General features: G+C 62.9%; 11 protein-coding genes. 6 read left to right on the top strand and 5 right to left on the bottom strand.

The genetic code is table 11. The annotated features are described in order from the left end of the window. Window positions 1-849: a carboxylating nicotinate-nucleotide diphosphorylase gene (gene nadC, locus LY631_RS09315; RefSeq protein ID WP_274424987.1), complete on the top strand. Its 849-nt coding sequence runs from the start codon at window positions 1-3 to the stop codon at window positions 847-849. Between the two features lie 110 nt (window positions 850-959). Beyond that, the gene (locus LY631_RS09310; protein WP_274424985.1) at window positions 960-1,724 is read left to right on the top strand and encodes an SDR family oxidoreductase; all 765 of its coding nucleotides are present in this window, start codon (window positions 960-962) and stop codon (window positions 1,722-1,724) included. Between the two features lie 46 nt (window positions 1,725-1,770). On the opposite strand, the gene LY631_RS09305 is transcribed toward LY631_RS09310, so the two are convergent. The 5 genes from LY631_RS09305 to LY631_RS09285 form a co-directional block, all read right to left on the bottom strand. After that, complete coding sequence (locus LY631_RS09305) at window positions 1,771-2,994, bottom strand: pyridoxal-phosphate-dependent aminotransferase family protein (RefSeq protein WP_274424984.1); 1,224 nt, start codon at window positions 2,992-2,994, stop codon at window positions 1,771-1,773. A gap of 123 nt (window positions 2,995-3,117) precedes the next feature. Then, entirely contained in the window at window positions 3,118-4,158 is a 1,041-nt protein-coding gene (locus LY631_RS09300; protein WP_274424982.1) for an ABC transporter substrate-binding protein, read from the bottom strand. A gap of 215 nt (window positions 4,159-4,373) precedes the next feature. Then, a complete protein-coding gene (locus LY631_RS09295) occupies window positions 4,374-5,924 on the bottom strand; it encodes an acetolactate synthase large subunit (RefSeq protein WP_274424981.1) in 1,551 nt (516 codons plus the stop codon). 26 nt (window positions 5,925-5,950) lie between these two features. Next, the gene (locus LY631_RS09290) at window positions 5,951-7,399 is read right to left on the bottom strand and encodes an NAD-dependent succinate-semialdehyde dehydrogenase (protein WP_274424979.1); all 1,449 of its coding nucleotides are present in this window, start codon (window positions 7,397-7,399) and stop codon (window positions 5,951-5,953) included. 150 nt (window positions 7,400-7,549) lie between these two features. Continuing rightward, the gene (locus LY631_RS09285) at window positions 7,550-8,173 is read right to left on the bottom strand and encodes a cupin domain-containing protein (RefSeq protein ID WP_274424978.1); all 624 of its coding nucleotides are present in this window, start codon (window positions 8,171-8,173) and stop codon (window positions 7,550-7,552) included. Between the two features lie 184 nt (window positions 8,174-8,357). Here LY631_RS09285 and LY631_RS09280 point away from each other — a divergent pair, with 184 nt between their 5' ends. Genes LY631_RS09280 through LY631_RS09265 form a run of 4 tightly spaced genes read left to right on the top strand, consistent with a single transcriptional unit; the run spans window position 8,358 to window position 12,516 of the window. Beyond that, the gene (locus LY631_RS09280) at window positions 8,358-9,116 is read left to right on the top strand and encodes an IclR family transcriptional regulator (RefSeq protein WP_274424977.1); all 759 of its coding nucleotides are present in this window, start codon (window positions 8,358-8,360) and stop codon (window positions 9,114-9,116) included. Then, window positions 9,117-10,820, top strand: coding sequence for a hypothetical protein (locus tag LY631_RS09275; protein WP_274424975.1), 1,704 nt, complete (start codon window positions 9,117-9,119; stop codon window positions 10,818-10,820). It abuts the gene before it with no gap. Further along, window positions 10,817-11,548 carry a hypothetical protein gene (locus tag LY631_RS09270; protein WP_274424974.1) on the top strand — a complete coding sequence of 244 codons (732 nt, stop codon included), beginning with the start codon at window positions 10,817-10,819 and terminating at the stop codon, window positions 11,546-11,548. The genes LY631_RS09275 and LY631_RS09270 overlap by 4 nt, the downstream gene beginning before the upstream one ends. Next, on the top strand, window positions 11,545-12,516 hold the full coding sequence (locus tag LY631_RS09265; protein ID WP_274424972.1) for a dipeptidase: 972 nt from the start codon (window positions 11,545-11,547) through the stop codon (window positions 12,514-12,516). Before LY631_RS09270 ends, LY631_RS09265 begins: the two co-directional genes overlap by 4 nt.

The raw sequence follows: 12,516 nt of genomic DNA, 5'->3' as shown, positions 1-12,516 counted from the left end.
ATGTCTCTGACTCCTCTTCCCAAGATCATGCTCGAACCTCTTGTGCGCAATGCGCTTTTGGAGGATCTGGGCCGCGCCGGGGACATCACCACCGACGCCATTGTTCCCGCGGAGCTTCAAGACTCGATGCATTTGCGCGCCCGCCAGCCGGGCGTGGTTGCGGGGCTGGATCTCGCTGCGCTCGCATTTCGCCTGATCGATCCCTCCGTGAAATTGAAGGTCGAGCGGGCGGAGGGTCAGCAGATCGCCGCCGGTGATTTGATCGCCTCTGTGACGGGCCCAGCGCGCGGCCTTCTGACGGCGGAGCGCACCGCCCTCAATTTCCTGTGCCATCTGAGCGGTATTGCCTCGGTGACCCGCACCGTGGTCGACGCGGTGCGCGATCATGAGGCGCAGATCGTTTGCACGCGCAAGACCACGCCCGGCTTGCGCGCGGTCGAAAAATATGCCGTGCGGGCGGGCGGCGGCGCGAACCACCGTTTCGGCCTCGATGACGCGGTGCTCATTAAGGACAACCATATCGCTATGGCCGGCGGCATTCGCCCGGCGATCGAGCGGGCGCGGGCCCATTGCGGGCACATGGTGAAGATCGAGGTCGAGGTGGATACGCTCGACCAGCTCGAGGAGGCTCTGGCGACCGGAGTCGATGCCGTTCTGCTCGACAATATGTCCAATGAAACGCTGAAGCGGGCTGTCGGCCTGGTGGATGGCCGCGCGATCACGGAAGCCTCGGGCCGGGTGACGCCGGAGACCGCACCGGAAATCGCCGCCACCGGCGTGGACCTGATCTCCATAGGCTGGCTCACCCACAGCGCGCCCATCCTCGACATCGGTTTGGACCACGTGTAGCCCACCGGAATCCGTTGGCTAGCAGGGCGCACGCACTCTATAACGGGCTTCACCTCGACGCGAACGACACCGTGCGACGCTCGCGCGGGAAAGAACATGGGAGGAGGCATATGGCGGATAAAGCTGGCAACGTGGCACTTGTGACCGGCGGCGGCACCGGCCTGGGGCGCGGGATAGCCGAAGCCTTGGGCGCGGAAGCCTATAAGGTCGTCATTTGCGGCCGGCGTGCGGACGTCCTGGATGCGGCAGTTCGGGAGATGGAAGCGAACATCGGCGGACATTTCATGGCGATACCCGTCAATGTCGGCGAGCCGAGCTCGGTCGAGGCGTTGTTCGGTGAGATAGAGAGCACCTTCGGGCGACTCGACCTGCTGGTGAACAATGCGGGGATTGGCGCGCCGGCCGTTCCGATGGAGGACCTTACCTTCGACCAGTGGAGCGCCGTCGTAAGCGTCAACCTGACCGGCGCCTTCCTCTGCACCCAGCAGGCCGTACGCCTGATGAAGAAGCAGGAGCCGCGTGGAGGCCGGATCATCAACAACGGCTCGATTTCCGCAACGGCGCCGCGGCCGCACTCGGCTCCGTATACCGCGACCAAACACGCCATTACCGGCTTGACGAAATCAACAGCGTTGGACGGTCGGTCCTTCGACATCGCATGCGGCCAGATCGACATCGGCAACGCGGCGACGGAGATGACCGCGCGCATGAGCGAGGGTGTGCTTCAGCCCAATGGCGAGATCGCTAGCGAGCCGACCATCCCGGTGAGCGAGGTCGCGAGAGCGGTGGTTTATATGGCGAGCCTACCGCTGGACGCGAATGTGCTGAACATGACGGTCATGGCGACCAAGATGCCGCTGGTGGGCAGGGGCTAGCCATTCGGCAGAGCGTGATGACGCCGAGGGGGAGCCAGCACCCGGATTATCGTCCGACGCGGAACGCTTCCACCTCGCGGGCCACCACGCCGGCGGCGGCTTCGACTGCGCCGCTGCCATGCGGGATGTCGAGCGCCTGCATGCCCGCTTCCATCGCGGCCAGCGCGCCGAGCGTCATATGGGCGTTGACGTGCCCCATATGCGCCACGCGCAGGTAGTCGTGATAAGCCGGTTCCGTGGGCGGAGCCATGCCGAGACCGATGCCGAGCGTCACGCCGGCGTTTTCTTCAAGCCATTGCCGCAGCCGGGAAGCGCCGCCGCCGCCCACCCGCGCGCCGGTAACCGCATGGGCGCGCACATCGGCGTCGCTGACATTCAGTGCGATTTCACCATCCTTTCCCCAAGCCTCGAAAGCAGCCCATACCGCGCGGGCAAGCGCGCGGTGCCGCCGCCAGATGGTCTCGAGCCCTTCTTCCTCGAGAATCATGGTGAGCGACTCGCGCAGGCCGAAGAGATGATGGGTCGGTGCGGTGCCGGCGAAGTAGCGGTAATATTCTGTGCTCGTGGTGCGCGACGTCCAATCCCAATAGGGGGTGGACATGTCCGCCTCGTTTGACGCGGCGGCGGCTTTTTCGGAAAACCAGATAAAGCCCAGCCCCGGTGGCACCATCAGCCCCTTTTGGCTTGCGCCGACCATGACGTCGATGCCCCAGTCGTCGAAGTGAAGCTCTTCGCAAGCGAGCGAGGCGATGGCATCCACGGCGAGCAGGGCGGGATGCCCGGCGGCGTCGAGCGCGGCACGGACGGATTTGATGTCATTGCGCACTGTCGAGGCCGTGTCGACATGGGTCATCAGCACGGCACGGATACTGTGCGACCGGTCCGCCGTCAGCGCCTCCTCGATACGCGCCGGATCGATGGCGCTCGATCTGCCGAAATCGATTGTTTCGACTTCAAGGCCCATGGCGCTCGCCCATTCGGCCCAGCCGCGGCCGAAATGCTGGGTCATCGCTACCAGCACCTTGTCTCCGCGCGAACACATGTTGGTAATCGCCGCTTCCCAGGTGCCGTGACCGTTGGAGATGTATATGGCGACATTGCCCGACGTCCGAGCGACCCGGCGCAGATCGTCGAGGATCGAGCGCGTCGTCTCTATAATCTCGCCGTGATAGATGTTGGGCGCCGGCCGCTGCATTGCCGCAAGCACGCGATCGGGAATGACTGACGGACCGGGAATGGCGAGATAGTTTCGCCCGTTGGCTAGGCTCATGAGATTGGATTCCGGATTTCCGAAGCTGGATGAACAGCACAAAGAGATCGTCTTATGAGCCTATAGCTGTCCGTTCATCGCTCGGCAAGCGTGCGGGAACGGTGCTCCCGCACGCGGTGCTAATCAGGTCATCAGCCATTCTTCGAAGCGCATCGTCACTTCTGCAGGGTCGCCGCCGAAGTTCATCATGTCCTGTTCGAAGACCTTGTCAGCATGATCCGGGTGGGTGGGCATCAGCTTGGCTTCTTCCGGCGGAACGAGGTCCATTGCCGCCGGGTTTAGCGGACCGTCCATCTGGGCCGCCGTGAAGCCGGCCAGCGGCTCGGGTGACGTTGCGAACGCCACGAATTCCTTGGCGGCTCCTACAGCGGGGGTGTCCTTCGCCACGACCCAATACGCTTTGTCCAGTTCCGCCTGGTTCCAGGTCATCGCCACCGGAGCGCCAGAATCCTGGACGGCAAAGAAACGGGTCTGCCAGATGCCGATCATATCGATTTCGCCGTCGCGAAGTAGCTGGGACGATTGTTCGCCCGCCGTCCACCACACAAGAATGTGGTCCTTTATCCGGTCGAGGGACGCAAAGGCGCGATCGATGTCGAGCGGATAAAGCTCGTCCGGATCGACACCATCCGCCAAAAGCGCAATGGGTAGGACGCGCGAAGCGTATCGCTGAAGGGAGCGCGTTCCAGGGAAGCGCTCCACGTCCCAGAAATCCTTCCAGTCTTTCGGTCCCTCACCGAACTTGTCTTCACGCCACGCCATAACCGTAGAAAAGGCGTGTGATCCGACTCCATTCTGAAACAAGCCGCCAGGATAGGGCGCCACGTCCCAGCTCTCGATGATGCCCGCCTTGTTTGCGCGCACGAGCTCGGCTCCGCCGAGAGTCGTGACGTCGAATTCGTAGGTGCCGGTGCGCACCTGCGCCGCAAGCTTGGCAAAGGAAACCGGCGAAACTGTCTGGATCTCGATCCCGGTGGCTTCCGTGAAAGGATTGAAGAGGTATTTCCTGGCGTTTTCGAGCCAGGGACCACCCCAGGAATTGACCGAAATAGTGCGTGTCTGCGCGCGTAAAACAGCAGGAGCTGCCAACGATGCAGCGACCGCGCCTCCCGTAATTGTAAGAAAACGCCTGCGCGAAATCCCGGGCTTTATATCGAACAACATATCATTCCTCCGCTTTTTCGCCCTCTCTGAAGAGATACTCTTTTCTTGGATGCAATTAGAATATATTCAATTAGAATAATATTTATTTAGTATATATTGATGTATTCTTATAAAATACGCAAAATACTAGAAGTATCGTTCACAAGCACGCATAGAAAGTCAACAGCGCATCGTGAGATGCGCTGCGAGATCTTGAGCTGGTTTTTACAGGTGGTTCAGATGACCGCTTCGATCAGGAATGGCCCCTGGCGCGACAGGCCGGCCTCGAGCAGCCTGGTAAACGCCTCGGCCGTCTCCGCGCGGCCGGCCTCGACGCCCATGCCGCGTGCCAGCGAACACCAGTCCAGCGTCGGATCGTCGATATCCAGCATGCGCCGGGCGTTCTGCCCGAACGTATTCACCCCGACGTTGCGCATTTCGCCTTTGAGGATCGAATAGCCCCGGTTGGAAAAGACGATCGTCAGCACGTCGAGATTTTCCCTGGCCTGGGTCCACAGGCCCTGGAGCGTGTACATGCCGCTGCCATCAGCCTGGAGCGTCACGATCTTGCGGCCGGGAGCGCCAACCGCGGCACCCACGGACAGGGGAATGCCGATGCCGATGGCGCCACCGGTGATCGGCAGGTGGTCGTGCGGCGCCATGGTGGGGGCGAGTTCCGGGAAACGGCCAGAGGAGGTGATGGACTCGTCGCAGATGATCGCGCCTTCGGGAAGAAGACGGGCCACCGCGACCGAGATCGCATCCGGTGTCAGTTCGCCGGTGGGGGCGGGCAATTCCGGCGCGGTATACTGACCGCGTGTCGGGGCTGCGAGGTGGTCCGGTCCCAATTCGCTCGCCAGCGCATCCAGAACGCCATGCAGGTCGTGCTCGACACCGGCAAGCTCGATGACCTCACAGCCTTCGGGAAGTAGGAAGCCGGGTTTGTCCGGATAAGCGAAAAAGCCGACGGGCGTCCGCCCGCCGATGCAGATCGCCACCTCGAACTCCTTCAAGGCTTCGACTGCAAGATCGATATTGTAGGGCACAGGCCGCACGGCAACACGTCCCGCGCCCCGCTCGGAGCGCGCCGGCCGCTCACTGAACAGGGTCGCATCCGTTCCTGCCGCGATCCGTCCGGCGACCTCCAGCGCATCGGCGCGCACGGCGCGCCCGCCGAGGAAGACCGCGGTCTTCCGGCCACTGCGCAGTGCGACCACGGCCTTTTCTAGAGTATCGGGGTCGATAGCGGGGCGGTCCGGAACTTCGGCCGGCGTCAGCTTTTCCGGCGCGACTTCACCCCACGCGGCGTCGGCCGGCAGGATCAACGTGGAAATGCCGGGATGGCTGAGCGCGGCCACATAGGCTTCCTCCGCCTTCGCACGGATGTCGCTTGAATTCGAAGCGCGCCCGACCCATTGCGACATGGGGCGGGCGAGGCTTTCGATATCGCTCGTCAGCGGCGCGTCATATTTCAGGTGATATGTCGCGTGGTCGCCGACCACATTGACGATCGGCGTGCGCGCACGCCGGGCGTTGTGCAGGTTTGCCAGACCGTTGGCGAGACCGGGGCCGAGGTGAAGCAGGGTCGCGGCCGGCTTGTCCGCCATGCGCGCATAGCCGTCGGCGGCTGCGGTCACCACGCCTTCGAAGAGGCCGAGCACACAGCGCATCCGCGGCTTGCGGTCGAGCGCCGCCACGAAATGCATCTCCGACGTGCCGGGATTGGCGAAGCAGACGTCAATCCCGTTTTCCAGCAGCACATCACACAGGCGGTCGGCCCCGTTCATTCGCTTCCCTCTCTTCTTGGTTCCCGTCAGGCGCTGGCTTGGGTCACAAGCTTGGTGACGAGATAGGCGTCGATAGCCTCCGAGCCGCCTTCCGTGCCGTAGCCGGAGTCCCTCACCCCGCCGAACGGCACCTCAGGCAGAGCCAGGCCATTGTGATTGATGGTCGTCATGCCGGCCTCGATCCGAGTCCCCAGCTGCTGGGCGGTTTCGGTCGATCCAGTGAAGGCGTAGGAGGCGAGGCCGTAGGGCAGGCGGTTGGATTCCTCGATGACTTCGTCGACAGTGGAGAACGGGTTGAACACGGCCACCGGTCCGAACGGCTCTTCGTTCATGATGCGCGCCTCCTTCGGCACGTTGGAGAGCACTGTCGGCTCGAAGAAGTTGCCCTTGTTGCCGATGCGCCGGCCGCCGGTTTTCAGCTCTGCGCCGTTGTCGACGGCATCCTGAATGAGGCTCTCCAGTGCCGGGATGCGGCGCTCATTGGCGAGCGGCCCCATCTTCGTGTCTTCCTCGCGGCCATTGCCGACTTTGATCGCCTTGGCCGCATCCGTAAAGGCATCGACTACCTGGTCGTAAACCCGGTCCTGCACGAGGAAGCGTGTGGGCGAGACGCAGACCTGTCCGGCGTTGCGGTACTTGGCCGCGGCGAGCACCTTGACCGCCTTGTCGAGATTGGCGTCCTCGAAGATGATGGCCGGCGCATGGCCGCCGAGTTCCATCGTCGCGCGTTTCATGTGGGTGCCCGCGAGAGCGGCGAGATGCTTGCCGATCGCGGTGGAGCCGGTGAATGAGATCTTGCGGATCACCGGGTGCGGGATGAGATACTCGGAAATCTCGGCAGGCACGCCATAGACGAGATTGACCACGCCGGCCGGAATCCCGGCATCCACAAAGGCCCGTACCAGCTCGGCCGGGGAGGCTGGCGTCTCTTCAGGCGCTTTCACGATGATCGAGCAGCCGGCGGCAACCGCGCCTGAAAGCTTGCGGACCACCTGGTTGATTGGAAAGTTCCACGGCGTGAAGGCCGCCACGGGGCCGACCGGCAGCTTGACCGTCATCTGCATAACGCCCGGCGCGCGGGCGGGGATCACCTGGCCGTAGGTGCGGCGCGCTTCTTCAGCGAACCAGTCGATGACGTCGGCGCCAGCCATCACTTCGCCCTTGGCTTCGGCGAGGGGCTTGCCTTGCTCAAAGGTCATGATTTCGGCGATGCGGTCGCTACGCTCGCGCAGCAGGTTGGCTGCCTTGCGCATCAGTTTGGCGCGTTCGAATGCGGAAACCGCGCTCCAGGTCTTGAATCCGCGCTCGACCGCCGCGAGAGCGGCGTCCAGATCCGTTTTCGTGGCATGAGCGACAGTTCCGATGACCTCTTCCGTCGCCGGGTCGACCACGTCGATGGTCTTGCCCTCGGCGCCGGGGCGCCATTCGCCGTCAATGAAGAGCTGCGTGTCGGGATAGTTCGAATTCTGCGCCATTTCTCATTCTCCTTGCTGGCGGCGTCTTTCCAGTTTGGTGGCCGCCGTGAATGCCCGCGACGTATGTCAGATTGGGCGGTGACGAGCAATGCGCTGCCCCGGATCGGACGGGGCTGTAGCATTGCTCATTATATTGATCAATGACTACACTCAAAGATAGGGTGGTGTGCAGGCCGAGATTACAACGGTGCGGCGGGACGATACGTTGCGAAAGCGGTGCGGCGTGCGGCTGTCGAAAAGGTAGGCTTCGCCGGCCTTGAGCACGCGCACATTGTCCCCAACTGTGACTTCGAGTTCCCCTTCCACCACGAATCCGCCTTCGCTGGAGCCATGTTGGAGCGGCGTCTCGCCAGTGTCGGCGTTCGGCTCGTAGACCTCGTGCAGGATTTGCAGGTTGTGCTCGCGCGCATTGCCGATCTGGCGCAGCGCGATGCGACCGGGGCCGTCGCCAATGGCGTTCATCGCCACTTTGGACGTCAGATCGATCAGATCCTCCGGCTTGAAAAAGGGTCCGGGGGGCGCCTCGCGTTCGGGCTCGAAGAAGTCGGCCATGCCCACGCCGAGTCCGCTCAGGATCTTTCGCAGGGTGGAGATGGACGGGCTGATCTTGTTTTTCTCGACGTTGGAAATCTGCGCGTGCGGAACGCCGGCCCGCTCGGCCACCTGACGTTGGGAAAGCGCGGCGGCGGCCCTGAGTGTGCGCAGCCGCGCGCCGATGTCGAATTGCGCGTCTCGCGACTCGGCGGAGTTCAAAGGGATTTCTGTCTCGGACATGGGCCTCTGGACAACATTTTTAGCGCTCTAACTGATCTAGCACGTCAGCCGGTATCTCCCTAGCCCGCCAAGGCTTTGCCACCCAGATTTCCACGTCGAAAGCGCCGCTTGATCACATCGAAATGTAAAAAATTTTGAGCATGGCGGTTGACTCGCCGGATCATTTTGTAATCATGTATCCGAAATGGATACGATATATTCAAATAGAATACAGGGCGAAGGCGGGGGCGTCCGTCCACTGTCGACGGCTCTGAAAACTCTCGCGGTCCTCGATACGCTGGGCTCCAGCTCGCGGCCGATGCGCTTACCCGAGGTCGCCGCGGCAATGGGGCTTTCCCGCCCGACCGCCTATCAGCGCTTGCTGACGCTGGTGGAGGCCGGCTGGGTCGAGCAGGATGAGCAGTCCCGCTATCGCCTTTCCATGCATGTGTCCCGGCTGGCCGCCGCGGCCCTGGAGCAGGCCGATCTCGGCACCCGCGTTCAGCCGATCCTCGAAGGACTGGTGCACGAGACGAAGGAAACGGCGTCGCTCGCCGTGCTGGATCGGGGCGTTCCCTGCATCGTCTCGCGCGTGGAGTCCGACAGTGTTCTGCGCGCGGAGCAGAAGATCGGCACGACAATGTCGCTCGAAGGCTCCGCCTCGGGGCGCATTCTCGCGGCGTTTGCGGACGAGGCGACGCTGCGCCGGCTGAAGGAAGGGAAAGAGGAACTGGCCTCGGAAGAGATCCTCGCCGCCGCGCGCGCCGACGGGTATGCCTTGTCGAGTGGCTACAGCCAGGTTGGCGTCCGCGCGGTCGCGGCACCCGTCTTCGATGTCCATGGCAAGTGCAGTGCCACGCTTTCTCTCGTCATGCCGGAAACGCGCTTCAATCTGGAAGCGGTGAAGGGACTGCTTCTCCAGGCAGCCAGAAAAATAAGCGAATTGCAGCAGGGGGCGCGATAGATGGATGGCCTGTCGACGGAGATGCCGCGGCCGCGGTCTGGTCACGATGTGATGCGGCCGGAAAGATTGTCCGCGATCCAGCCGAGCCGGGTCAGCGTCACGCGCGCATTGATGAACAGGATGTTGCGCGAGCGCTGGGATATCTCCATTGAGCGTTTCGACATCGACGAAAGTGCTTCCGGCACCGTGGTCTATTCCATCAAGGCGCCGGGGCAGGAATTCAGCTTCATTGCGTTCTCCCGCCCGCCGAGCCGAAAAGCGCGCACCGGCCGCATTATCGGCCAGGCCTGGGACATGATGGGCACGCTGAACGAAGGCCCGGCGACGGAAGCGGGCATCGAGTCCGCACGGCAGGAAATCCCGAAGCTCTATCGTGGCCGGGCGACGACGAACGCGCTTGTCTGGTGCCGCTCAAACCGGTCGATGCGGGTGTTCGACAGCACGCTGGAGGCTCTGGCTGCAGGGCGCCAACCCTCCGTCGATGAGCTTGCTCAGGTCTGCTACCTGATGCGCAACACCGGCCTCGACGGCAACGGCACTTTCGGCACGCGCTCCTTCCCCTCGCTTGGGCGGGACCATGCGCTCGGCGGACCCCTGCAGGCCCAGCTTCTCACCGCCTATCTGATGCGCGAGTTTTCCTGCGACCTGGTGGAGCACCTGGCGAGGCTGAAATCGGACGAGGCCGTTCCGCTGGATCCGGCGATCCGCCGTTTTCTCGGAGTCGGTAACGGGTCCGCTCTCGGCCTCATATTCTTTGTTCAGAAGCACCCGCGCCTCATCAGCCGCTTTATCGCCGCGCGCGAGGAAGCGATTGCGCGGGCGAGGGGGCTCAAGCTCGAAAAGGGCGACGCGAAGATCGATGAGCTTTTAATGCTGGTGCGCCGCGCCATGACCTTTCGGCGCGAAGACAGGATGGTTTACGAGACCTTCGCCTCCAGCGCGGATGTAGCCGACGATCTGGAGAAGATCGCGGCCGCACTGGCCGAACTGAAAGAGACCGGGCTGGTCGGCGGCGAGCGCAGGGAATTCCCGCTGGATGCGCTTGCTCGGCACTTCAAGACGGCGCTCCACCCCGAATCCTTCGAGACCTTTCTGTCCCTGCTCATTGAGTTGGTACCCGAGGAGGCGGATGCGCTGTCGGCGAAGATCGAAGGTCCGGACGAGATGACCGTCGCGCCGGCTGAAACTGCGGCGGAGCTGATCGATTTAATCCAGGAGCAATACCGGTGGGCCTTGGACACGGATATGTCCGACCCCGACGCATATAAGTATGTCTGGTACAAGTCCGAGTCGGCCGAGGAGCCGCGCCGCGGCGCGCGCGAGGAAGTGCCTGAAGCGCTCGACCTCGGCCTCGACATCTGTGGCGAGATCCAGCGCCTCGATGCCGATTTGCGCGCGGAACCGCCGGACCTGACGATGGCGCGCTTTCTGCTCAAGCATCCCGGCCACCGTCACATGGTCGCCCGCATTCAGGCATTGCGTGACTACGAATATCACACACCCATGGCAAACATTAATGCGGAGGAATTCATTCCTATTCATCTCGTTCGTCTTATGAATGTCGGCATCCACGGCATTGACAAGACTCGCGATTTCCTGCGCCGGAACCTGCGCGGTGTTCTCTATCACGGTGCGCCGACCCCGGCGGACATCCGCGCCGGCCATGGAGGACCCTGGGCCTATCCGGCGGAGCCGCGCCAATGAGCGGGGCAGGGGAAGAGGCCATGCTGCGCATCATGCCGCGCGAGATGCGCATGATGACGGAACGCATCTTCTCGCTCACCAACCTGCCGAAGGGGTTCGTCCCGGCCGCGCAAGATGTGGTGATGATCTCGGAGAAGCTCGGGCTTGGCGGATTTGCGCATCTGGAGGACCGGGTCGAGTCGCTGAAGGACGCCGATCTGTCACGAATCCGGATCGCATCGGAAGGTGATGGAGAGCTGTGCCTCGACGGCGGCGGCCAACATGCCTGGTTTGTCGCGTTGACGCTTGTCGACCTGATGGGCGAACTGGTTCAGCGTTCCGGCTCCGCTCGCGTTACGGTCGTCAACACGCTTTATCCCGCAGAGCTGCAGATCGCAGTGGCGCTCGGTTCCCGCAGTGGGCTGGCGGTGCTTTTTACAGGCGGGGAGGAAGCGCAGCTCACCGCTTCCGCGATTACCGCAACCGGTGATCTCCGCAAGGACGAGCCGCTTCTTTGGGCCCTTTTGCAGGACGGTGCGCAGATCGAGCCGGATCTGTGGTGGCGCATCTATCGCCTGGCGCAGAAGGCGTTAACCCCGGACAGCGTCGTTTCCCGCCGCCATGCCGGCCCGTTGATCGTGAACGACGACGGCACGGTGATCGGCCGCAAGGACAATGACGACGAGACGGACATCTCTTTCCTGACCTCCGCCCGCAGCGGGGTCCAGAAACAGGGCGCAGACACATGATTATTGACGGATTGCAGTGCGGCCATTTCGACCGTGAAGCCTTCGCATCGCTTCAGAAGGCCGGCGTCGGTGGCGTGGTGGTCACCTGCGGCTTCTGGGAAGGCACGGTCGAGTCCCTCGATTCCCTCGGCCGCTGGCGCGACCTTGTGCGCGAGAATTCCGATATCGCGGAGATCGGGACCACAGCCGACGCGGTCAAGCGGATCGGCGAATCCGGCAAGGTGGCTGTTATTCTGGGTTTCCAGAACGCCAATCTCTTCGAGGGGCGCATCCGCTTCGTCGAGCTGTTTGCCGAACTGGGCGTGCGCGTCGTTCAACTCACCTATAACAACCAGAACGAGCTCGGCGGAAGCTGTTACGAGGCGGAAGATTCCGGCCTTGCCCGCTTCGGCAAGGAAGTGGTCCGCGAGATGAACGCGGCCGGGATGCTGGTCGACTGCAGCCATGTGGGCGACCGCACGACGCTCGACGCCATTGAGGCCTCGGGTAAGCCGATCGCGGTGACACATGCCAATGCCCGCTCGCTGTTCGACCACAAGCGCAATAAGTCCGACGACGTGCTGAAGGCATTGAGCCAGACCGGCGGTGTCATCGGCTGCGCGGCCTACCGCAACATCACCGGCGACGATTACTGCAAGTCCATCGAGGCGTGGTGCGGCATGGTGGCTCAGACAGTAGAAATTGCTGGCATCGACTCCGTCGCCATTGGCACGGACCGCAGCCACAACTTCACCGCACCGGATTACGCCTGGATGCGTCAGGGCCGCTGGACCCGCGGTATCGACTATGGCGCGGGGTCGGCAGCCCGTCCGGGCAAGGCTCCTCCGCCGGATTGGTTCCAGTCCGTCGAGGACATGAACGTCATACCAAACGGCCTCCGCACAGTGGGCTTCTCGGAAGAAGAGGTCGCAAAGATAACCCACGGAAACTGGCTTCGCCTCTACGAAGCGACTTTCAGAAGAACCTAA

This window comes from Chelativorans sp. YIM 93263 (genome assembly GCF_028767125.1).
Classification (GTDB): Bacteria; Pseudomonadota; Alphaproteobacteria; order Rhizobiales; family Rhizobiaceae; genus Chelativorans.
This window is presented reverse-complemented; position numbering and strand designations above follow the sequence as displayed.